A 24,097-nucleotide genomic window follows, 5' to 3' on the forward strand; every position below is an offset into this window, starting at 1 on the left:
ATCAGATCATTTAACGGAGCTCCCATGGCCAACACCCAACTACTCAGTGATATCCCCGCCACCGTGCGTACCGCATTGTTGGAAGATATCGGTGATGGCGATATTACCGCCCGTTTGATTCCAGCAGAGCAACAGGCTAAAGCACGGGTGATCTGCCGTGATGACGCGGTTATCTGTGGCGTTCGTTGGGTTAATGAAGTTTTTTATCAAGTGGATAAAAACGTCAAGGTTAACTGGTTAGTGGATGACGGCGACCGGGTGAAGCCAAATCAAGCCTTGTTTGAACTTGAAGGCCCAGCCCGTTCACTACTGACCGGTGAGCGCAGCGCCTTAAACTTTCTGCAAACCCTTTCCGGCACCGCCACCATCAGCGCTTATTATGCCTCACTGGTTGAAGGCACCGGCGTTAAACTGCTCGATACCCGTAAAACCATTCCAGGCCTTCGGTTAGCACAGAAATATGCGGTCAGCTGCGGACAGTGCTATAACCATCGTATCGGCCTCTATGACGCGTTCCTGATTAAAGAGAACCATATTATGGCCTGCGGCTCGATCGCCAACGCGGTGGCCACCGCCAAACAGAATGAACCGGACAAAGCGGTTGAGGTGGAAGTCGAGTCCTTTGACGAACTGCAGCAGGCGCTAGACGCCAATGCCGACATTGTTATGTTGGATAATTTTGATCACGCAGGACTGCGTTTAGCGGTACAGAAAAACAAACAACACCCCACCCCAGCCAAACTAGAAGCCTCCGGCGGCATTGATCAAAACACTTTACGTAGCATTGCCGAAACCGGCGTCGACTATATCTCTATTGGCCTGTTAACCAAGGATTGTAAAGCGGTCGACCTATCGATGCGGTTTGTGTAACACCTTAGGCACTCAGTGCTAACGCTATAAAGCCACAAAGCACACTGATTATTTATTGACCACTTGGTCTATCTACAGTTGCACAAACAGAATGAATCCGTTATTTAAGTGGATTCATTCTCGATGCAAACCAGTAATATTCGAAATACCGCTCAAAAAACTTATTCCAAAAAGGAAAGAATAAACCGCCAATATAAAATACTCATTTTGAGTATAAATCCCGCCATTTATCGCTTGATTTGCGATAAAAGATAGATTTTAGCGAATTATGAATCTAACATCTTATGGCGCTTTACGACGACAATCCGCTGCGCCGATCAGTTCCCACTCATCACTTTTCTGAATTTGAAGAATGTCATAAACCTCAACCACAGTTTTATTGACGTTATTATTCCACAGAATCTGGCAGATTTCGGTGGCACTATCATTACGTTTTTCACCATTCTCACGGGGCAGCATACCGATCGCCAAAATACCACCATCCGACCACCAAACAGGCGTAGCAGGATACTTTTCCAGTTGGGTCGCTAAGTCCGCCTCAACCGCGGCCCGCTTAGCCAGCGATAAGGGTTCATCATAAAGGAAGTAAGTCACTGCTGCGGTAATCGCAACCAATAAAATGAGCATTGTTTTTTTATTCATTAATCCAGACTACCTTGTCTGTAGCTTTATAAAAAAGACACACAATAAAAAAGGGACTATAAAGCCCCTTTAGGTAATGTTCGAAATTTTAAGGAGCAGATTTCACAGTCGGAGCTGTTGTAAACTTATGACTACAAGAACCAGGAAGTACGTTCAATACATCATCGTTAGACGCTCCACACCGCCATTCATATACTGGCTGACCCAAATTAGACGCAACCGTCATCGCAGTATTAGCTGTAGAAGTCATCGGTTCCAAGAAGACATATTCATCATCTAACCCAGTGCCAAGGCCTTGAATTTGAACTCCAACCGCACCGTTTGTACCAGTCCCTATAGACTTAACATATTTAGTTGTAGCTGTAGCAGATTCGCACCCCCAATTACCTGCAACTGGGGTTGTCGATGCAGTTTGATACTTCTCTGTAATCGTTGTCCGACATGAACTGGCAGCCAGGGTCACTTCAGACATTTTGGCTTTGAGCGTGTAAGTCTGATATGCCGGCAACGCAATCGCTGCCAAGATGCCGATAATCGCGACCACGATCATCAATTCGATCAGGGTAAAACCCTGTTGTTTATTCATCGTTTTTTTCATAAGTTATCTCTCCAGCGAGTAAAGTATTCTTCATCGTCCCTGCTCCGAACGACTCCTTCCCTTGCCATATGGCCCCTCATCCCTGCTCCTTACGAGCCTGATATGAATAGTAACCTATTTTTTATGGCAGTCCAGTGACTTAAAGCAAGCGTCTGTTGATTCTCAAACCGACTAATAGATGTTACTTTACATATAGATAATAATACAAGACAGTTAAGCGGTTAGCGCGGCATTTAACTTGCTACTAAAGTCGCAAATCAAGCCAGTACGTCAGGTGATCTTTTCCATGCCGCTATTAATAGGCTAAATAAGACCATTTTAACCGAGAGCAACAGATAAAAAATGGATTCTCTGAAACGATGAGTGTACAACCCTTTCAGCCCCTCAGCGGCTTGGCTAGACGATTGGTCAACGACGGTGTGTTTTCATCCGATGTGGCAATGGATGCACTTAAAACCGCCCGTAAAGACAATAAACCCTTTATTGCCCATATTATCGAAAACCGTCTCGTCAGTGCTTATCGGGCAGCAGCAGCCGCCGCCGATGAGTTTGGCATGCCACTGTTTGATCTCGATGTGATCGATATCGAATCGCTGCCGCAAGGGTTGGTCGATGAGAACCTCATTACCAAGCACCACGCACTACCATTAATTAAGCGAGAAAATCGCCTCTATGTGGCCATCTCTGACCCTACCAACATCCAGGCGTTAGATGAGTTTAAATTTCACACCGGTACCACCACCGAAGGGGTTATCGTTGAAGAGGATAAACTATCCCACCTTATCGACACCTTCTTGGATGAACAAAACTCGGCTCTCGATGGCCTAGAAGATGCCGACCTCGACAACCTAGAGATTGATGAAGGGTTACAAGAGCCTCAAGAGGATAACAATGAAGAGGCGGCCAACGATGCGCCTATCGTGCGTTTCGTTAATAAGATTTTGCTTGATGCCATTAAAAACGGCGCGTCAGATATTCACTTTGAACCCTATGAAAAAACTTACCGAATCCGCTGCCGAATCGATGGTATTTTACAAGAGGTCGCTAAACCCCCTCAAACTTAGCCCCCCGACTCTGCGCCCGTCTTAAAGTCATGTCTCAGATGGATATCTCTGAACGACGCATGCCGCAAGATGGTCGGATTAAGATGAAAATATCTAAAAATCGAGCGATCGATTTCCGGGTTAACACCCTGCCGACGCTATGGGGCGAAAAGGTCGTGCTGCGTATTCTCGATCCGACGAGTGCCCAGATGGGGATTGAAGCACTGGGGTATGATGATGATCAGAAAGATCTCTATATGGAGACTCTACAGAAGCCCCAGGGGATGATTCTGGTCACCGGCCCCACCGGTAGTGGTAAAACCGTTTCGCTCTACACCGGCCTGAATATCCTCAACACCGTTGAACGCAATATCTCAACCGCTGAAGACCCTGTGGAGATCAACCTCGAAGGGATCAACCAGGTCCATGTGAATAACAAAGTAGGTCTAACCTTTGCCGAAGCACTGCGCTCCTTCCTACGTCAAGACCCGGATGTGGTTATGGTGGGGGAAATACGGGATATTGAAACCGCAGAGATCGCTATCAAAGCCGCTCAAACCGGCCATATGGTGTTATCTACATTGCACACCAACAGTGCCGCTGAGACATTAACCCGATTACGTAATATGGGGGTACCCGCCTTCAACATTGCCACCTCGGTATCGCTCATTATTGCCCAGCGCCTCGGTAGACGCCTATGCAGTGGCTGTAAAAAACCGACCACTATCCCTGAAGCGACACTGTTAGAGGAAGGCTTCACCCAAGCACAGATCGATGAAGGCCTAAACCTATTTGAGCACAACCCCGAAGGCTGTAACAAATGTAATAAGGGCTATAAGGGCCGCGTGGGTGTCTATGAAACAATGAAGATGACGCCTGAAATTGCTCAGGTCATCATGGATAATGGTTCATCTTTGGATATACTCGCCCAAGCAAACAAACAGGGCTTTAGATCGTTGCGCAAATCAGGCCTACGCAAAGTCATTCAAGGCATTACCAGCCTCGAAGAGATGAACCGGGTTATTAAGCTCTGATAATGCTAACCTTAAAATATTTCAACCTGTAAACGGAAGTTATTCAGATGGCGAAGAAAGCAGCAGACAAAACCCCTCTGACTTTTAACTGGGAAGGCAAGGACAAAAGTGGCAACCCAAGTAAGGGGGCCATCAATGCTGAGAGTATAACGGAAGCTAAAGCGATGCTGCGCAAGCAAGGCATCATGCCGAAAAAAGTGCGTAAACAAACGCACAGCATGTTTAGCAACCATAACAAACCGATAAAACCGCTGGATATCGCCCTGTTCACTCGACAGACCGCCACCATGCTGAAATCCGGTGTACCCCTACTTCAGGGCTTCGAAATCGTCGCCAACGGTATTGAAAAAGCCAAAATGAAAAAGGTTATCTACGATCTAAAATCCGATGTCAGCGGCGGCACCAGCTTTGCGAAGGCTTTAGAACGACACCCCAAATATTTTGATGATCTGTACTGCAACCTTGTCCACGCGGGTGAAAGCTCCGGCTCACTGGAAACCATGCTCGATCGTATAGCCAGCTATAAAGAGAAGATCGAAACCCTTAAGAAGAAAATCAAAAAAGCCCTGACCTACCCTATCGCCGTTATCGTGGTCGGTTTAGTCGTGTCAGCGATTCTGTTGATCAAAGTAGTACCGCAATTTGAAAGCGTATTTTCCAGCTTTGGTGCCGATTTACCTGCCTTTACTCAATTTGTTGTCGGCCTGTCAAAAGTTGCCCAAGACTGGTGGTTTGTTGCCATTATCGTCATTGTATTAGCCGGCTTCGCCTTTACTAAGGCCCATGAAAAATCGAGAGGCTTCCGCGAGTGGCTCGATCGTACCATGCTTAAAATCCCCATCATCGGGCAAATTCTACACAATTCATCCATTGCCCGCTTTGCCCGAACCTTAGCTACCACCTTTGCTGCCGGGGTACCCTTGGTAGATGCATTGGATTCTGCCGCGGGTGCATCCGGTAATGTTGTCTATGAAAAGGCCATTCACCAAATCAAAAATGGCGTCTCGACCGGCCAATCCCTGCAAAACGCCGTCAATATGACCGGGTTATTCCCGCCGATGGCCACTCAGATGATCGCCATCGGTGAAGAAGCAGGCTCTCTGGAGATGATGCTTGATAAAGTTGCCAGTTATTATGAAGAGGAGGTCGATAACGCTGTGGATAACCTATCTACCCTGATAGAGCCGCTAATTATGTCGATTCTCGGTATTCTGGTGGGTGGTTTGGTTATCGCCATGTATCTACCAATCTTCCAGCTCGGTAATGTTGTGTAAAAACTTCCAGGATTACAGTTTTCGCTTTAATAAAAACGTTTCAGGTTAAAGATTTTAATTTTGAGCAATCAGTACGACAGTAGGCCGAATTAGCATGATGTTCGACATAATTGCAGCGCAACCTTGGCTGGCGATCTCTTTAACCTTTATTTTTTCATTGCTAATCGGCAGTTTTATGAATGTGGTTATTTATCGTCTGCCGTTGATGATGGAGCGGGAATGGCTGGAGATGGCAGAAGAGGCTCTTGGGTCAACATCAACAGACTCGGCATTGGAAACAACAACAGCAGATGCTCAACTCGAAGAGACGGTTTTTTCTAATACAGATCAGGCCGACTCAGCACTTGTAGAACCCTCAGCATTAGCAACACAACCCATACCGGAAGCCACAGAGAGAGAAGAGGCCAACAAAGTCTTTAACCTTGCCCAACCGGCATCAACCTGCCCTAACTGTAATCACCTAATTCGTTGGTATGAAAACATCCCTCTCATCAGCTATTTTCTGATCCTCAGAGGTCGTTGTAGCGGCTGTAAAACCCGCATCTCAATACGCTATCCTCTGATTGAGCTGATTACCGCCATAATGTCCGCCTTTATCGTCTATCAATTTGGTTTTAATACCGTGGCGCTGGCGATTATTGTCTTTAGTTGGTGCCTAATCACGCTGACCGCGATCGACCTAGATCATCAACTATTACCGGATAAAATCACCCTACCGCTACTTTGGATCGGTCTGATCGTTAATAGCTTTGGCTATTTCACCAGCCTGCCCTCGGCACTCTGGGGCGCAGTTCTTGGCTATCTCTCGCTCTGGTCAGTCTACTGGTTATTTAAGCTAGTGACTGGTAAAGAAGGGATGGGTTACGGTGATTTTAAGTTACTCGCAGCACTTGGCGCTTGGGCCGGAGCGGATATGTTACCGCTGATAATTCTCGTTTCATCGCTGATTGGCGCACTAACCGGCGGTTTAATGATACTTTTCCGGCGTCACGGATCGCAAACACCGATGCCGTTCGGCCCCTATCTAGCAGGTGCGGGTTGGGTTGCGCTATTATGGGGCGATAATCTTACCGATTGGTATCTACAGCTGCTAAGCTTATAGTCGTTGAGCCGATCAGAGCAAGTACATACAACGCTGAATTCAGAGAGACTAATATGTTTGTAGTGGGTCTTACCGGTGGTATTAGCAGTGGAAAATCTGCAGTCTCCCACCTATTTGAGCAGTTAGCCGTGACCGTGATTGATGCGGACCAAGTCGCCCGTGAAGTCGTCGAACCCGGCGAGCCCGCGCTAGAAAAAATTACCCGACGCTTCGGCCCTGAGATACGCTTAGCGAACGGCGGGCTAGACCGCAAAGCCCTGCGAAAGATTGTCTTTTCCGATCCCCGCCAACGGGACTGGTTGGAACAGCTACTACACCCTCTCATTAGAGATCGCATTCTATTAAAGCTGGATCGGTGTGATTCAGACTATGCTATCTTGGCATCACCACTTTTATTAGAAACCGATCAGCATCTGTTGGTAAACCATATTGTGGTGGTCGATGTGGATGAAGCGACTCAGATTAGCCGTACCGTGACACGCGATAATACAGATATTGCACAGGTAAAAGCGATTATCGCCGCACAGATGCCCCATGATGAACGCATCACTAAAGCCGATGATCTGATCGATAACAGCGGCTCTTTCGCGGATCTGAAACCACAGATTGAACAACTACATTTAAAGTTTCTGGCGCAAGCACGACAGGAACAGGAGTCCGACCTTGGCAAATAACCCCACACACGGTAACAAACCGCTAGTCGCCTGCCCTTGTTGTAAGAAAGAGCAGGAATGGAGTAGCGATAATCCGTTTCGGCCATTCTGCAGTGAACGTTGTAAAATGATCGATCTGGGAGCATGGGCGGCCGAAGAATACCAGATTGCCGCCGAACCCAGTGTCGACGATTACAGCAGCAGCTTTGAGGATGCCGAAGGCACCGATTATCTAGACCGACCGCTGCACTAATTCACAGGATATCTATGGCAGCTTTTCATTGTGATATGAAGGCTCGACGCGATTATGTTGATCTAGCTTTATCGCCCCGAGACGGGGCCCCTACAAGAGCGGTTGCTGTTTTGATGTAGGAGATATCTCTGGCGGCGATATTGTTTGTTGAGGTTTATCGCCCCGAGACGGGGCTCCTACAAGAGCGGTTGCTGTTTTGATGTAGGAGCTACCTCTGGCGGCGATGTTGCTTGTTGAGGTTTATCGCCCCTAGAAGGGGCTCCTACAAGAGCGGTTGCTGTTTTGATGTAGGAGATATCTCTGGCGGCGATATTGTTTGTTGAGGTTTACCGCCCCGAGACGGGGCTCCTACAAGAGCGGTTGCTGTTTTGATGTAGAAGCTGCCTCTGGCGGCGATGTTGCTTGTTGAGGTTTATCGCCCCGAGACGGGGCTCCTACAAGAGCGGTTGTTGTTTTGATGTAGGAGCGGCCTCTGGCGGCGATATTGCTTGTTGAGGTTTATCGCCCCTAGAAGGGGTTCCTACAAGAGCGGTTGCTGTTTTGATGTAGGAGTTGCCTCTGGCAGCGATGTTTGGGTTAAAATTCATCGCCCCGAGCGGGGCTCCTACAAGAGCGGTTTCTGTTTTGATATAGGAGCTGCGTCTGGCAGCGATTACCTACGCATCAACAGCGAAACCCGCTAATCGCTGCGATTCCTTGGCCACCAACATGGATCGCTGTATCAATATTATCGAGTGATACCCCACCCAGCGCATAGACCGGCAACCTTGTTTGACTCACCTGCCGGGTAAATTCATCCCAACCTAGCGGTGCAGTATCGGGATGACTCGGCGTCTGCTGAACTGGCGATAGGGTAATGTAATCCACTCCGACCCGCTCAGCCTGCTGAATCTGTTCTAAGCTATGACAGGATGCTCCCAACCAACGGCCTGAAAATAGGTCGCGACCATTAGGCCCTTGACGATCCAACTGCTGTAAACGGTCAGAACTTAAATGAATAACGGGTACTTTGGCCTCATTAGCCGCTTCGATCGAGGTATTCCAGATGATCGGCCGGCTTTTAAAACGCTCAGCAAGCTGCGTATAAAGCGCTAACTGCACAGAGTTATCAAGATGCTTTGCCCGCAACATAATCGCGTCAGCGCCATTAAGCATCGCTTGAGCCACGAATCTGCCATACTGATCGGCTAGCTCAGTTAAGCACGACTCGCTCATCTGACCGTCTTCTAACAAAGCCTCTGTCGAATATTCCGGCGTAATCGCAATCGCATTCGGCAATAACAGCGCATTCACAATCGGTTTATTCGCCGCCGGAAACTGATAGTTCGGTAACTCAGACAAACGGATCCATTTTAGCGGCTGACCTTCTCGGCCATAAGCATCACCGCTAAACCGATTGACCCGAAACACATCCAGCAATACTGATTTATCCGGATAATGATAAGGCACCTGTATCAACGGCCGAGAGGCCGCCAGATCGATGGTAATACCTAACTCTTCATGCAGCTCACGGGTCAGTGCGTCGTGGGCAGATTCGCCCGGCTCCACCTTGCCCCCGGGAAACTCCCATAAACCGCCCTGATGCTGCTTGCTATTACGCAGTGCCAGAAGCAATTCGCCAGACTCATTAAAGATCGCTGCCGCCGCCACATGAATCAATTTAGACAAAACGCGTTCCTACTCAACGATTGATTAAGAACGGTAGTCCGCATTGATAGCAACATAGTCTTTGCTCAAATCAGTGGTCCAAACCGTTTCTTGTTGATCACCTCGATTAAGCAGAATACGAATAGTAATCTCTTCCCGACTCATCACTGCCTGTCCAGCCGCTTCGGTATAACTGGCCGCACGACCACCGTTTTCAACGATACAAGCTTCACCTAGCCAGATTTGCAGTGCATCAACATCGAGATTATCAACCCCAGCATAGCCCACCGCCGCTAGGATTCGCCCCCAGTTAGGGTCACTGGCAAACAGAGCGGTTTTCACCAACGGAGAATGTGCCACTGCATAAGCCGTTTTTAACGCTTCCTCAGAACTAGCCGCCTGCTCAACACTGATGGTAACAAATTTGGTCGCCCCTTCGCCGTCACGCACAATAGCCTGTGCTAGTTCGAGCAACACCTTGTTGACCGCCGCATCAAACAAAGCCAACAACTCGGCTGTTGCTTCGCTAACGTCGATACCACTGGCACCAGTCGCTATCAACATGCAGGAATCATTGGTAGACGTATCGCCATCGATGGTAATACGGTTAAACGAACGATCCGCCGCACGACTCAATAGAGTTTGCAGCAGTGCCGCCTCAACCTTCGCATCGGTAGCAATATAGGCCAACATGGTCGCCATATTCGGTTTGATCATACCGGCACCTTTGGAGATGCCGGTTAGGGTAATCAACTGCCCTTGATGTTCAATCTGCATCGAATAGGCTTTAGGGCGAGTATCGGTGGTCATAATACCACTGGCAGCCTCTAGCCAGCCGTTATCCGACAGAGCGTCAAAAGCGGCGGGGATCGCACTAATGATGCGTTCTTTCGGTAGCTTTTCACCAATCACTCCGGTTGAGAATGGCAATACCTGAGCAGACGTTACACCCGCCGTTTCAGCCACGGCCTGACACACAGCCAGCGCGTCCTGATAGCCTTCTTTACCGGTACCAGCATTGGCATTGCCGGTATTGGTCACCAGATAGCTAGGCATTCCCTGTTGCAGATGCTGTTTACAAATTCTCACCGGCGCAGCACAGAACTGATTAAGAGTAAAAACACCCGCCATCGATGCGCCAGCGGCAACCTCCATCAATACCAGATCTTTTCGGCCTGGCTTTTTAACGCCTGCGGATGTTGTACCTATACGAAACCCTGCAACCGGGTGCAGCGTTGGAAGCGTGCCAGGACCTACTGCCATTACCAACTCCTTAAACCTTGAAAAAAAGAAAGCAGCTTGGCTGCTTTCTATCAATTAATCAATCACCGGATCGGGGTAAGTATTACCCCTTAAGCGATCAGCTCAGCTTACCGTGACACTGTTTAAACTTCTTACCTGAACCACAAGGACAGGGATCATTACGCCCGACTTTTTTACCATCGCGTACAAAAGTTTCAACTTCAGCCACCGCTTCTGGTGCTTCAGTCTCAGATTCATCAACGGCCATCGCTGATGACTCAGCATGCTGGAAATTCATCTGCTGCTGTTCAGCCTGCTCACGACGCTGGCGTTCTAACTCGTCCAGCTCTTCTGGTTGGCGTACCTGTACATGACTCAAGATTTTGATCACATCGGTCTTAATATTTTCCAACAGATGTTCAAACAAGATAAACGATTCGCGTTTATATTCCTGTTTTGGGTTTTTCTGTGCATAACCGCGCAGATGAATCCCTTGGCGCAGCATATCCATAGACTGTAGATGCTCTTTCCACAGTGTATCTAGCACCTGCAACATCACCTGTTTCTCGAACAGGCGCATATTTTCTACCCCAACAAACGCTGCTTTAGCCTGATAATCTTCGACGATATCACGCAGAATTCGCTCGCGCAGTGTATCTTCATGCAGGGTGTCATCTTTATCCAGCCACTCCTGAATCGGCATCTCTATGCCAAATTCAGACTCAATGTGTTTCTCTAGCCCAGCAACATCCCACTGCTCTTCCAAGCTCTGCGGCTTGATATAATCATTGATCGCATTTTCAACCACTTCAGCGCGCACCGCCTCAATAGTTTCAGAAATATCATTGGTGGCCATCAGTTCATTACGTTGATCATAGACCGCCCGGCGTTGATCGTTCGCCACATCATCATATTCCAGCAGTTGCTTACGAATATCGTAGTTACGGCCTTCAACTTTACGCTGTGCTTTTTCAATCGCGTTAGAGACCATCTTATGCTCGATCGCTTCGCCCTTTTCCATTCCCAGCGCTTTCATAAACTGACGCACACGATCGGAGGCAAAGATACGCATCAGATCATCTTCCAATGACAGGAAGAAACGTGACGAGCCGTTATCACCCTGACGACCGGCACGACCTCGAAGCTGGTTATCGATACGGCGTGATTCATGACGCTCAGTACCGATAATATGCAGGCCGCCCGCCTTCAATACTGCATCATGACGCTCTTGCCATTCAGCCTTAGCTGCCGCGACCTGCTCTTCAGTCGGGTTATCTAAACCTTCCAATACCGATTCAAACTTACCACCCAAGACGATATCAGTACCACGACCCGCCATGTTGGTGGCAATTGTCACCGCACCGGCACGGCCAGCATCGGCGATAATCGTCGCTTCCTTACCGTGGTTCTTAGCGTTCAAAACATTGTGAGGGAAGTTTTTCTTCTTCAAGAAATTAGAGATCATTTCAGAAGATTCAACCGAGGCAGTACCCACCAGTACGGGACGTTTCTCTTCAACGCAATGCTCGATCTCTTTTAGAATCGCTTCATATTTCTCTTCAATCGTGAGGAAGACCAAATCGTTATAGTCGATCCGCGCAACGGGCACATTGGTCGGGATAACTACAACATCCAAACCATAGATCTGATTCAATTCGAATGCTTCAGTATCCGCAGTACCGGTCATACCTGACAGCTTTTCATACAAGCGGAAATAGTTCTGGAAAGTGGTTGATGCCAACGTCTGACTTTCTTGATTAATATGCACGCCTTCTTTTGCTTCAACCGCCTGATGCAAGCCTTCAGACCAACGGCGACCCGGCATAATACGGCCAGTGTGCTCATCAACGATAACCACTTCACCATTCTGCACGATGTAGTCAACATCCCGCTGAAACAGGTTATGCGCCCGCAGTGCCGCTAAGACATGATGTAACATACCCAAGTTTTGTGGCGCATAGAGGCTTTCGCCTTCGGCAAGAATCCCCTCTTTCGAGAGCATCTCTTCGATACGTTGATGACCGCGCTCCGTTAACTCAACCGAGCGGTTTTTCTCATCAACGGCAAAATCACCATCGATCTCGATCTCTTCTTTAGGATCGATCTCACCATCAAACTTTTCCAGTACCGGAATCAAGGTGTTCATTTTGCGGTACATTTCAGAGCTATCTTCCGCGGCGCCAGAAATAATCAATGGCGTACGCGCCTCATCGATCAAGATAGAGTCAACCTCATCCACAACCGAAAAGAAAAAGTCTCGCTGTACTTTGTCTTCGACACTAAAAGCCATATTATCGCGCAAATAGTCGAAGCCAAATTCGTTGTTAGTACCGTAGGTAATATCGCAATGATAAGCGTCGCGTTTGGTTTGCGGATCCTGACCAGATAAAACCACGCCCACGCTCATACCGAGAAATTCATACAGTGGGCGCATCCACTCTGCATCTCGGCTGGCCAGATAATCGTTCACGGTGACAACATGAACACCGCGGCCCGCTAATGCATTGAGATACACAGGCAGTGTCGCCACCAGTGTTTTACCCTCACCGGTGCGCATCTCTGCAACTTTACCCTCATGCAGGGTGATACCACCGATCATCTGCACATCGAAGTGACGCATCCCCATGACCCGGCGTGATGCTTCCCGTACCACGGCAAACGCTTCAGGCAACAGCGCATCGAGGGATTCACCCTGTTCGAGGCGCGCCTTAAACTCAACCGTCTTGGCTTTCAGATCATCATCGGAGAGAGGTTCAACTTCGCTTTCATAGCTATTGATCTGCTTAACAACCTTACCCATCTGTTTGAGCACACGGTCGTTCTTACTACCAAAAACCTTCTTTAACATCGAAGTGAACATAATCTGATTATTTACCTATTAGCAGCGGCGGGCTTGAGCCGATTAAAGTATAAAATTAACGCAACATTCTACATCTATTGGGGCATCAAATTGAATCTCAATAGGGATATTTTTTCTGTGGGGATAAATGACTGGTAAAAAGCGTAAAAAGCGTAAAAAGCCGAACTAAATAGTTCGGCTTTTATGGCGTTACAACCGCTTAGCTTACAGCTGCTGGTTGTAAGTATGAAATAGGCACTGATTGCTCACGCCCTTCAAAGGTAACAATCTCCCAAGCATCTTCTGTTTCCAGAAGCTTACGCAGTAGGAGGTTATTTAAATAATGGCCGGATTTAAAACCGTGGAATTCACCAATCAGGCTTTTACCTAATAGATAAAGGTCGCCGACAGCATCCAACACCTTGTGTTTAACAAACTCATCATCGTAACGCAGCCCATCTTCATTCAGAATGCGGTAATCATCCACGACAATGGCATTATCCATGCTTCCGCCAAGGGCTAGGTTTTGCGCTCGCAGGTATTCAATATCCCGCATAAAACCAAAGGTACGTGCCCGGCTAACCTCTTTAACAAATGAAGTGCTGGAAAAATCAAGGGTAGCTTCCATATTGCGTTCAGCAAAGGCAGGGTGGTCAAACTCGATGGTAAAACCAACTTTAAAGCCTTCAAATGGCTTAAAGGTTGCTGATTTATCATCCAATTCAACACGAATCTCTTTCTTAATGCGGATAAACTGCTTCGGTGCATCCTGCTCGTGAATACCGGCTGATTGAATTAGGAAGACAAACGGCGCTGCGCTGCCATCCATAATCGGCACTTCTTCTGCACTCAACTCAACAAAAGCATTATCGATACCCAATCCTGCCATCGCTGACAACAGATGCTCTACCGTAGAAACCCGAACATCACCTTTCTGCAGATTGGTCGACAATGTGGTATCACCCACATTCTTCGCCCGCGCATGAATCTCGACCACAGGATCAAGATCGACACGACGGAAAACAATACCGGTATCCACGGGTGCAGGCTTCAGTGTCAAATACACCTTCTGCCCGGTGTGGAGGCCCACGCCAGTTGCTTTAATGCTGTTGCGTAAAGTACGTTGTCCGATCATATTTCCTGCCAAGGTTATTTTGTGGCGATAAACGCGCCATTCTAACAAAATTACGCCTATATCAGCAATAACTGATTAAGCGTAACACCGACAATGTCAAGCGCATGGGTATAAACCCTTAATCCGCCTGACGCCGCAGAAATGTCGGGATATCCAGATAGGTCTCGGTTTCCCCTTGCGTGCTACTCTTCGACTGCTGTGAGCCAGAAAGTTCCCGCTGAGAGACTCTATTTTTTTCAGCACTGATATGATCCGCTTTACGGCGGTGCACCGCTGGTAGTTCCAGTTGATCCAGATCCAGCGCACCATCGGGCTTACGGTTGCTACTGACCACTTTAACGGTAGTGTCCTCTGGTGCCGCTTTTTGTAAACCGGTGGCAACAACAGTCACTTTAATATCATCGGTCATTTCTGGATCGATAACGGTTCCAACCACGACAATGGCATTATCAGAGGCGAACTCTTCAATTACCTGACCGACATCACTAAACTCACCGAGACCTAAATCTAGACCCGCTGTGATATTAACCAAGATACCGCGAGCGCCCATCAGATCGACATCTTCCAACAATGGACTGCGAACCGCCGCCTGTGCGGCTTCCATCGCCCGGTTTTCACCCCGCGCCATACCAGTCCCCATCATCGAGGTACCCATTTCAGACATCACAGTACGAACATCGGCGAAGTCGACGTTGATCATACCCGGGCGGATAATTAGGTCAGAAATACCCTGTACCGCACCTTTCAATACATCGTTCGCTTCATCGAACGCCTTCATCAGAGTGCAGTTTTTACCCAGCACCTGAAGCAGCTTCTCGTTAGGCACGATAATCAATGAATCAACATGCTCGGATAACTCTTTGATCCCCTGATCGGCAATCAGCATGCGCTTCTTACCTTCAAACGGGAATGGCTTGGTCACCACGGCAACGGTCAAAATACCGAGTTCTTTAGCCACTTCAGCCACAATCGGTGCCGCACCGGTGCCAGTACCGCCGCCCATACCGGCGGTGATAAACACCATATCGGCACCGCTCAGCATCTCGACGATCTGATCCCGATCTTCCAGTGCGGCCTGACGACCAATATCCGGATTTGCCCCCGCGCCCAACCCTTTGGTGATCTCGCCACCTAATTGCAGGACACTGCGCGAGGCCATATTATTCAAGGCCTGCGCATCGGTGTTGGCACAGATAAACTCAACCCCATCAACTTCTGACGAGACCATGTGCTGGACCGCGTTGCCGCCGCCACCACCCACACCGATCACTTTAATGACGGCGCTCTGTGCAATGTTATTCACTAATTCAAACATATCCCTTCCCTCCAGGTTCAGTGCCCGACCCGCACCTGCTTGTGTTGCATTCTGTTTCATTGCTGACTGTCACATCCTGTGAATACTTCAATCACCCGGGGATAACACACTGTGTATCACGCCCCGCTCTAAATTTATTATGTTGCGTCCGTTCTTTATTTCGCTTACAAAATCATCAGAAGTTCCCCTGAAACCAGGTCTTCATCCGCTGCAGAACATTGGGTTGCTCAACACCATCATCAACCGGTACCGCTTCAGCCATATGCTGAATATCCTGTTTAGCGTATTGCAGCAAGCCAATGCCAGTGGCGTAGATAGGGCTATTCAAAATATCACCCATTCCCCGTACCCCCTTTGGCAACGCCAGACGGACCGGCATGTGGAAAATTTCTTCCGCCAGCTCCACTGCACCTTCCATCTTCGCCGTGCCGCCGGTCAGGACAATACCTGCCGCGACTAAATCTTCGAATCCACTGCGCCTCAGCTCAGCCTGTATCAGGGTGAACAGTTCGTCATAGCGAGGCTCAACCACCTCAGCTAACGCCTGCCGGGATAGATCCCGCGCCGGACGATCCCCCACACTCGGCACCTTAATGGTGTCATCGGCACTAGCCAACTGCGCCAATGCGCAGGCATATTTAATTTTGATCTCTTCTGCGTGGGGTGTCGGTGTGCGTAACGCCATAGCAATATCGTTGGTCACCTGATCTCCGGCAATGGGAATCACCGCCGTATGGCGAATAGAGCCACCGGTAAAGATTGCAATGTCGGTCGTGCCGCCCCCCATATCCACCATGCAAACGCCGAGCTCTTTTTCGTCATCGGTCAATACTGAAAAACTGGACGCTAATTGTTCCAACACCGAGTTATCCACCGCTAAACCGCAACGCTGAACACACTTTTCAATATTTTGTACCGCGTTTACCGCACCGGTCACCAGATGCACCTTAGCTTCCAATCGAACACCGGACATACCCAGTGGCTCACGGATACCTTCCTGATTATCGATGACATACTCTTGCGGTAAAATATGCAGAATCTTTTGATCAGCGGGAATGGCCACCGCTCGAGCAGCATCAATCACCCGCTCTAGATCGTGTTCCATCACTTCACCCTCACGCACCGCGACGATGCCGTGAGAATTCATGCTATTAATATGGCTACCGGCGATACCCACTGTCACCGAATGGATCTTACAACCAGCCATCAGTTCGGCTTCTTCCACCGCTCGCTGTATGGAGTGCACCGTGGATTCGATATTCACCACCACGCCGCGCTTTAGCCCACGGGACTCATGGGAGCCAATACCAACGATATCGATCGTGCCATCTAGGCCAACCTCACCCACAAGGCAGACCACTTTTGAGGTCCCTATATCCAGCGCCACAATCATATTATTTCCAGGCTTCATTGCCATATTCACTGTATCAACCTTGTTGTTGTTCATCTGTGGCGGCCAAAGGGCGCCACTTAACGGCTATGCCGTTGTTGTATCGAATATCAATCTGCTCTATCCGGCCAGCATCTGCTTCTGCTTGCAAACGCTGCTGATAGACTTTCAAAAAACGTTCTAACCTTGCTACAACCTGATCTCGGCCGACAATCACGCGAATACCGTTATCCAGCAATAGAGTCCAAGCCCCTCTCGCTTCCAGCTGTAACTCCACCAATTGCAAACCGGTATTACGCAACATCTGATTTAAGTCGTAATACTCCGACATCATCATCCCAGTGTTACTCGAAGGCCCCTTTAAACGCGGCAATGCGTTGTACTTAGCAACATCATCGGGCCAAAAAATATCCCCTTCGTGGTTTAACAAACCATCTTCACCCCAACGGGCAATCGGCACCTCTTCGGTGACCGTTAAATAAAGCGATGCAGGCCAACGCCGACTTATCCCAACCTGATAAACCCAAGGATTCGCCTGTATCCCCTCTTTAACCGCCTGAATATCGGCACTCAATAAACCGCCATCCATCAAGGCAACTGACTTAGCGGCGATCTGCTGTCGGTCAAGGTGGCGCGTATTACCGGCGAAAGTCACCCGTTCAACCGGCTGATCCAGCCAACTATACAACGACCCAAAGGCATAATTACCTAGGGCAAAAAACACTGCGAGTGCCGTCAAAATAGTGGCTGGCTTGATCCACCAATCACCATCGATAGTCTGCCAACGAGGCAAGACATCATGGTCTGTATCAACGGCCGCTTGGCTGCCAGGCTGTACTTCCTGTGTGTCATTGTTAACTGAACGTGCTATCGGCTTTATGCGCCTAAACCAACCCTTGCCAACTTTATGTTTTGGTTCATCTGTTTTCTTATAAACCGTTGCCGACGCCCCTCTTTTAGGCGCTTCAGGCTGTGGCTCTTCAGTTGAAAACAGTTTCTTCAACACAGTTAAAGGCTCCCTCGCAGGATCGTCACCACCAACTCTTCAAAACTAATTCCCGCTTGCCGTGCAGCCATCGGCACTAAGCTATGATCAGTCATACCCGGTAAGGTATTCACTTCCAGCAACTGAAACCCCCGCTGCTGATCCAACATCACATCCACTCGCCCCCAACCTCGGCAATCAACCATTTCAAAGGCTAGCTCAGCCAACCGTTTTAACTCAGTTTCCTGCGCTTCGGTCAGTTCATTATCAAAATGATACTGGGTATCATTAGCCTGATATTTAGCCTCAAAATCGTAAAATTCATGGGGTGTTTCCAAGCGGATAGCCGGCAGCGCTTGGCCATTTAACACCGCAATCGTAAACTCAGGGCCGTTGATCCAACTCTCCACCAGCACCGCCCGATCAAACTGTCGGGCCGCTTCGATCGCTTGTGCTAACTCAGCCGCGCTCGTCACCTTGCTCATACCGATGCTTGAACCTTCATGAGCAGGCTTTACAATCATGGGAAAACCCAGTTGCTCAGCTAACTGCTGTAGATCAGTCGCTTCATCAGGTACCACATAGGCAGGTGTTGGTAATCCTGCGGCACTCCAAATCTGTTTACACTTAACCTTATCCATCCCTAGGGCGGAAGCCATAACACCGCTGCCGGTATAGGGTTTCGCCATAATTTCTAACACCCCTTGCAGAGTGCCATCTTCACCGCCACGGCCATGCATAATCAGAAACGCCCGATCAAACACCGCCTGCTGCAACTGCGCAAGAGGGTCTGCGCCATCAGCACATAGATCGATCCCAAACGCATCCACATTGGCCTGCTGCAATCCACGCAAGACTTCGGCACCGCTTTTGAGAGACACGCTTCGCTCAGCAGATGAGCCACCGAACAGCACCGCCACTCGACCAAATTCAGCACGTTCCGCAGCCGTAATCCTATAAGCGCCCATCAATCAGCCTCCGCCACGACGGTTAAATCTAGAGTTAAGTCCAATGTCGACAACTGATGTGCTAAGGCGGTGATATTCCCCGCGCCTTGGGTCAGCAGTAGATCACCTGGCTGCAATACGTTTTTCAGCACTTGAGGCACCGCATCAACCGATTCAACAAACACTGGATCGACACTGCCACGCTGACGAATACTGCGACACAAACTACGGCTATCAGCACCGGCAATAGGCTCCTCACCGGCAGCATAGACTTCCATCAGCAGTAGCACATCGGCTTCGGATAACACCTGCACGAAATCCTCATACAGATCTCGAGTACGGGTATAACGGTGGGGCTGATTAATCATAACCAAACGTTTGTCTGGCCAGCCCTCTTTGACCGCCCGGATAGTCGCCTGAACTTCACGAGGGTGATGACCATAATCATCCACCAGCATCACCGAGCCACCCGCAACGGGAATATCACCTAACACCTGAAAGCGTCGTCCAACCCCTTCAAATTTCTGCAATGCGGTACAGATAGCCTGGTCATCAATCCCTTCATCACTGGCCACCGCAATGGTCGCCAACGCATTCAAAACATTATGCCTGCCCGGCATATTCACAGTGACCTGCAGATCGGCGCGGCCATCAGGCCGTTTCACCGTAAAGCTGGTTTGCATACCGCGCTGAACAATATCTTCTGCCCGGTAATCGGCATCTTCATTGACACCGTAGGTGACGATAGGCCGCCCTACTTGGGGAATGATCTCCTTAACCACCGGGTCATCGGTACAAAGTACGGCTAAACCATAAAACGGTAGGTTATGCAGAAAATCGACAAAGGTTTGTTTCAACTTGCCAAAATCACCGCCGTAAGTATCCATATGATCGGCGTCGATGTTGGTAACAATCGCCACCATCGGCTGCAGATGTAGGAAAGAAGCATCACTTTCATCCGCTTCGGCCACCAAATAACGGCTTCCACCGAGTTTGGCATTGGTGCCGGCACTGTTGAGTCGCCCACCAATCACAAAGGTCGGATCAAACCCCGCTTCGGCCATCACCGAGGCCAGTAAACTGGTCGTAGTCGTCTTACCGTGGGTTCCCGCAACCGCGATGCCATGCCGGTAACGCATCAACTCTGCCAGCATCTCAGCCCGACGCACCACCGGAATACGGCGTTCACGGGCAGCACTAACTTCTGGGTTATCATTACCGACCGCCGTAGAAATAACGACCACATTAGCAGCAGTAATATTTTCCGCGAGATGCCCGATAAAGATCTCAGCCCCCATACTCTTAAGTCGCTCAGTGGTCGCCGAAGCGCGAATATCAGAACCGGTAATCTGATAGCCCTGATTCAACAGCACCTCAGCGATACCACACATACCCACACCGCCGATACCGACAAAGTGAATACGGCGAATACGGCGCATTTCCGGTACTTCATACATCTCAGTGGTATTATCAGTCACTTGTTCATTACCTCCAGACAGATATCCGCGACCGTTTGACTCGCATCGGGCTGTCCTAGCTGGCGGGCTTTTTGCGCCATATCTAAAAGTACCTCGCGGTCATTCAACTGCTCTGTCAAAATATTTATCAGCCGGTCTCGATTCAGTTCATGCTGCTGAATCAATAGTGCGGCGCCCGCCTCAGCCAGATAGCGGGCATTGCCCGTCTGATGATCATCAACCGCAAACGGGAATGGCACCAAGATAGACGCCACACCGGCAATACTTAATTCACTCACCGTCAGTGCACCTGACCGGCACAGGACGAGATCAGCCCAACCATAAGCTTCATCCATCCGCTCAATAAAGGGTACAACCCGGATCGATTCCCGTTCAGCCAGTCCAGCCTCGCGGTATAGCGCTTCGGTTTCTGTTAGGTTTCGTTTGCCTACTTGATGCAAAACGTCTGGAACCATCCCTTGCGGCAGCGCACTCAACACTTGCGGCAATAGTTCATTGATGGCCTTAGCGCCCAAGCTACCGCCAACAACCAATAGCCTTAGTGGCCCTTTGCGACCATCAAAACGCTTCTCGGGCTGCGGCAAGTTAAGAATATCGCCACGCACCGGATTACCGACGACCGTGGTTTTAACCTTACCCATAAAGGCCCCACCAAAGGCTTCCAACACCCGCTTGGCTAACCGCGCCAAGATCTTATTGGTCATACCAGCACAGGCATTCTGTTCGTGCACCACCACGGGCACACCCGTCAGCCAGGCCGCCAAACCACCCGGGCCTGATGCAAAGCCGCCCATGCCGAGTACCACATCAGGTTTTACCCGCCGCAAAACAGCTAATGCTTGATACAACGCCTGTAGCAAGCGCAAGGGTGCCAGCAGTAAGCTTAACTTCCCCTTACCGCGCAGCCCTTGCACATTAATACAGTGCAATTTAATGTCTGCCGCCGGCACAACATCGGCTTCAATCCCAGCAGCCGTACCTAGCCACTCGACGGCAACACCCTGCTGGCGTAAGCAGTCAGCAGTGGCCAGCGCCGGAAAAACATGTCCACCGGTACCACCCGCCATAATCAATACTTTGCGGCTGCTATTCATCTGCACTGCCTGTTTTCAATGATTTCTTTTTTCTTACCGGCACCTTACCCGCTTCAACCTGTAACCGTTTCAGTTCGTAATCCACCCGCAAGACAATCGCCAACATCACACAACTCACCACTAAGCTACTGCCGCCATAGCTAACCAACGGTAGGGTCAACCCCTTGGTTGGCAACGCCCCCACATTGACACCGATATTAATCAACGCTTGTCCTGTCAGCATAATCGCGAAGCCATAAACCACGTAGGCCATAAAAAACTGCTGTAGCTTTTCGGCCCGACGACCAATACGAAACATCCGCTGGGCCATCAGGCCATATAACCCGACCACCAGCAGCGCAAACACCAAGCCCATCTCTTCGGCTAAGACCGAAAAAACAAAATCGGTATGTGCCTCAGGCAGGTAAAAAAGCTTTTGCACACTATTACCTAAGCCTGCGCCAAACCAATCTCCACGGCCAAAGGCGATCTGGGCTTGGGCCAACTGATAGCCGGAACCAAATGGGTCTGCCCAAGGGTCAAGAAAGGTTTTTAAACGCACCACCCGATAAGGTTGCAGCATAGCCAACGAAGGAATCACCACCGCACAACCGACGACGATCAGAGCGAACTGGCTAAACTTCATCCCACCCAGAAAGATCATCCCCATCACACTGCCCATTAACACCACAGCCGCGCCAAAATCCGGCTCTAGAATCATCAGAAAGACAAAAAAAGCCAGTGGCAATGCGGGTTTCGCAATGCCTATCCAGCTACTTCTCACCTCCGTCAGTCGGCGTACAAGATAGCCCGCGAGGTAGATCACCATGGTGAACTTAGCCACCTCTGACGCCTGTAGGTTCACAGGTCCTAACGGGATCCAACGTACCGAACCATTAATTTCCCGGCCCACAACCAACACCAACATCAGTAATACAATACCCAGCAACAACAACCCTGGCCCCATACGCTGCCATACATGAAGCGGCACACGAATTACGGCAATTACTGCGGTTAGCCCCAGCAGGATAAACACACCGTGCCGGATCATATAAAAAAATGGATTGCTGTTACGCACCGCCGCCACTTCAATGGAAGCCGAGCTAATCATCACAAAACCGATCAAGATCAAACACAGCGCCGCCGCAACCAGCAAAGGATCAAACGGTAACACCCGGTGAGTACCGGGGGTCGCCGATCTATCTAATGCGGCTGCACTCATAGCGCCTCCACCGATTCAATAAAGGCATCACCGCGCGCCGGAAAACCACTAAACATATCGAAACTGGCGCAGGCCGGTGACAGCAATACAATGTCACCGGGCTGCGCCAATGCCGCCGCCTGTTGCACGGCGGCAGTCATACTTGCGGCATATTGACCTGATAGGCAACCGACCGCTTGATCAATCAACGCACCATCTTTACCGATACATATCAACGCCCGACCGGCCTGTTTTAACGGCTTATCCAAATCTCTAAAATCAGCGCCTTTACCAACACCACCCGCTATCAAGACAATTTTATGCCCTTCACCTAACGTGGCTGACAAACCATTGATCGCTGCAACGGTAGCGCCAACATTGGTGCCCTTACTATCATTGAAATAGTTAATGCCATTTTTCTCGGCAACCCACTGACAACGATGCTTTAACCCGGCGAACTGCTTTAAGGTGTGCAACATCGACTCGAGCGGGATATTCACCGCCTCACCTAAAGCCAACGCCGCAAGCGCATTCGCCAAATTGTGTTGCCCTTGAATTTTCAATTCACTCACCGCCAATAATGGCGTTAAGCCTCGGGCCAAAAAGGTTTGCCCTTGCTGTTCGATCAAACCAAACTGATTAAGGTCGGGCCGCCCTAAACCAAAACTACTAATCTTAACCCCGGTACTCACCAATGGTGAGGTCAATGGATCATCTCGATTGATCACCACATTCGCCGCACCTTTAAACACCCGATGCTTAGCCTGATAATAGAGCTGCAGATTTTGATCATAGCGATCCAAATGATCAGGACTTACATTAAGCACAGTGGCGGCGGTAGCCCGCAGGTCATTCACCGTTTCCAGTTGAAAACTAGACAGTTCTAAAACATATAGCTGCTGTTCACCATCCCTCAGCATATCCAACACGGGCGTGCCTAGATTGCCGCCAATACCGGTATCAATCCCAGCATCTAAGGCCATCTGTCCCACCAGCGTGGTCACGGTGCTTTTCGCATTCGAGCCGGTAATGGCAACAATCGGAGCACTGATCGCCTGACAGAACAGATCGATATCACCGCTGAGCTTTACTCCGGCGGCAACCGCAGCCTGAATCGCTGGCTGATCTTTTGCCACCCCAGGGCTGAGTATCATTTCACTGGCACGGCATAGCAGCGTGGCATCGAGCTCACCACAGTGCAGTTCAACATGAGGGAACTCTGAACGAATCGCGGCAAGATTTGGTGGCGCATCACGGGTATCCAACAACATAAACGGCAACCCTTTTGCCGCTAAATAGCGGGCACAGGAAAGCCCAGTCTGTCCTAGGCCAATAATAATCCGCTGTTGATCCGTCGCTATCAGGTTCACAATCAC

The 24,097-nt window shown here is 49.5% G+C and carries 19 protein-coding genes and 1 pseudogene; 6 read left to right on the top strand and 14 right to left on the bottom strand.

The annotated features are described in order from the left end of the window. The first annotated feature begins 24 nt into the window (after positions 1-24). Positions 25-870, top strand: coding sequence for a carboxylating nicotinate-nucleotide diphosphorylase (nadC, locus tag AC0L4K_RS14285; protein WP_473266801.1), 846 nt, complete (start codon positions 25-27; stop codon positions 868-870). Between the two features lie 282 nt (positions 871-1,152). Here nadC and AC0L4K_RS14290 read toward each other — a convergent pair whose 3' ends face one another. Together AC0L4K_RS14290 and AC0L4K_RS14295 are read right to left on the bottom strand one after the other, a co-directional pair. Further along, complete coding sequence (locus AC0L4K_RS14290; protein ID WP_473266803.1) at positions 1,153-1,512, bottom strand: hypothetical protein; 360 nt, start codon at positions 1,510-1,512, stop codon at positions 1,153-1,155. Positions 1,513-1,600: 88 nt separating this feature from the next. Continuing rightward, positions 1,601-2,110: a pilin gene (locus AC0L4K_RS14295; protein ID WP_473266805.1), complete on the bottom strand. Its 510-nt coding sequence runs from the start codon at positions 2,108-2,110 to the stop codon at positions 1,601-1,603. Between the two features lie 359 nt (positions 2,111-2,469). Here AC0L4K_RS14295 and pilB point away from each other — a divergent pair. The 5 genes and pseudogenes from pilB to AC0L4K_RS14320 all read left to right on the top strand — a co-directional run bounded on the left by pilB (position 2,470) and on the right by AC0L4K_RS14320 (position 7,469). After that, positions 2,470-4,187, top strand: a pseudogene (gene pilB / locus AC0L4K_RS14300) (type IV-A pilus assembly ATPase PilB). A 47-nt stretch (positions 4,188-4,234) separates the two neighbouring features. After that, entirely contained in the window at positions 4,235-5,461 is a 1,227-nt protein-coding gene (locus AC0L4K_RS14305) for a type II secretion system F family protein (RefSeq protein ID WP_473266806.1), read from the top strand. Between the two features lie 97 nt (positions 5,462-5,558). Continuing rightward, positions 5,559-6,563 carry a prepilin peptidase gene (locus tag AC0L4K_RS14310; protein ID WP_473269228.1) on the top strand — a complete coding sequence of 335 codons (1,005 nt, stop codon included), beginning with the start codon at positions 5,559-5,561 and terminating at the stop codon, positions 6,561-6,563. 53 nt (positions 6,564-6,616) lie between these two features. Then, positions 6,617-7,237, top strand: a complete 621-nt coding sequence (gene coaE, locus AC0L4K_RS14315; protein WP_473266808.1) for a dephospho-CoA kinase — start codon at positions 6,617-6,619, stop codon at positions 7,235-7,237. After that, positions 7,227-7,469: a DNA gyrase inhibitor YacG gene (locus AC0L4K_RS14320; protein WP_417227537.1), complete on the top strand. Its 243-nt coding sequence runs from the start codon at positions 7,227-7,229 to the stop codon at positions 7,467-7,469. The genes coaE and AC0L4K_RS14320 overlap by 11 nt, the downstream gene beginning before the upstream one ends. A 663-nt stretch (positions 7,470-8,132) precedes the next feature. On the opposite strand, the gene AC0L4K_RS14325 is transcribed toward AC0L4K_RS14320, so the two are convergent. The 12 genes from AC0L4K_RS14325 to murD all read right to left on the bottom strand — a co-directional run bounded on the left by AC0L4K_RS14325 (position 8,133) and on the right by murD (position 24,091). After that, a complete protein-coding gene (locus AC0L4K_RS14325; protein WP_473266810.1) occupies positions 8,133-9,137 on the bottom strand; it encodes a Nudix family hydrolase in 1,005 nt (334 codons plus the stop codon). A gap of 24 nt (positions 9,138-9,161) precedes the next feature. Next, positions 9,162-10,379: a bifunctional glutamate N-acetyltransferase/amino-acid acetyltransferase ArgJ gene (argJ, locus tag AC0L4K_RS14330; protein WP_473266811.1), complete on the bottom strand. Its 1,218-nt coding sequence runs from the start codon at positions 10,377-10,379 to the stop codon at positions 9,162-9,164. 97 nt (positions 10,380-10,476) lie between these two features. Beyond that, a complete protein-coding gene (gene secA, locus AC0L4K_RS14335) occupies positions 10,477-13,218 on the bottom strand; it encodes a preprotein translocase subunit SecA (protein ID WP_473266813.1) in 2,742 nt (913 codons plus the stop codon). A 199-nt stretch (positions 13,219-13,417) separates the two neighbouring features. Then, complete coding sequence (gene lpxC, locus AC0L4K_RS14340; RefSeq protein WP_417227545.1) at positions 13,418-14,332, bottom strand: UDP-3-O-acyl-N-acetylglucosamine deacetylase; 915 nt, start codon at positions 14,330-14,332, stop codon at positions 13,418-13,420. 118 nt (positions 14,333-14,450) lie between these two features. Beyond that, positions 14,451-15,647, bottom strand: coding sequence for a cell division protein FtsZ (gene ftsZ, locus AC0L4K_RS14345; protein ID WP_417227645.1), 1,197 nt, complete (start codon positions 15,645-15,647; stop codon positions 14,451-14,453). A gap of 175 nt (positions 15,648-15,822) precedes the next feature. Next, positions 15,823-17,064 (bottom strand): cell division protein FtsA, encoded by a 1,242-nt coding sequence (ftsA, locus tag AC0L4K_RS14350; protein WP_473269229.1) that lies wholly within the window; start codon positions 17,062-17,064, stop codon positions 15,823-15,825. Positions 17,065-17,074: 10 nt separating this feature from the next. Then, entirely contained in the window at positions 17,075-18,043 is a 969-nt protein-coding gene (locus tag AC0L4K_RS14355) for a cell division protein FtsQ/DivIB (RefSeq protein ID WP_473266815.1), read from the bottom strand. Between the two features lie 2 nt (positions 18,044-18,045). Further along, positions 18,046-18,990, bottom strand: a complete 945-nt coding sequence (locus tag AC0L4K_RS14360; protein ID WP_473266817.1) for a D-alanine--D-alanine ligase — start codon at positions 18,988-18,990, stop codon at positions 18,046-18,048. Beyond that, positions 18,990-20,426, bottom strand: a complete 1,437-nt coding sequence (murC, locus tag AC0L4K_RS14365; protein WP_417227649.1) for a UDP-N-acetylmuramate--L-alanine ligase — start codon at positions 20,424-20,426, stop codon at positions 18,990-18,992. The genes AC0L4K_RS14360 and murC overlap by 1 nt, the downstream gene beginning before the upstream one ends. A 17-nt stretch (positions 20,427-20,443) precedes the next feature. Further along, positions 20,444-21,541, bottom strand: coding sequence for an undecaprenyldiphospho-muramoylpentapeptide beta-N-acetylglucosaminyltransferase (gene murG, locus AC0L4K_RS14370; protein WP_473266819.1), 1,098 nt, complete (start codon positions 21,539-21,541; stop codon positions 20,444-20,446). Further along, positions 21,534-22,742 (bottom strand): putative lipid II flippase FtsW, encoded by a 1,209-nt coding sequence (ftsW, locus tag AC0L4K_RS14375; protein ID WP_473266821.1) that lies wholly within the window; start codon positions 22,740-22,742, stop codon positions 21,534-21,536. The genes murG and ftsW overlap by 8 nt, the downstream gene beginning before the upstream one ends. Then, positions 22,739-24,091 carry a UDP-N-acetylmuramoyl-L-alanine--D-glutamate ligase gene (gene murD, locus AC0L4K_RS14380; protein ID WP_473266822.1) on the bottom strand — a complete coding sequence of 451 codons (1,353 nt, stop codon included), beginning with the start codon at positions 24,089-24,091 and terminating at the stop codon, positions 22,739-22,741. Before murD ends, ftsW begins: the two co-directional genes overlap by 4 nt. Positions 24,092-24,097 lie beyond the last annotated feature (6 nt).

It is taken from the genome of Amphritea sp. GJ51-11, assembly GCF_055808735.1.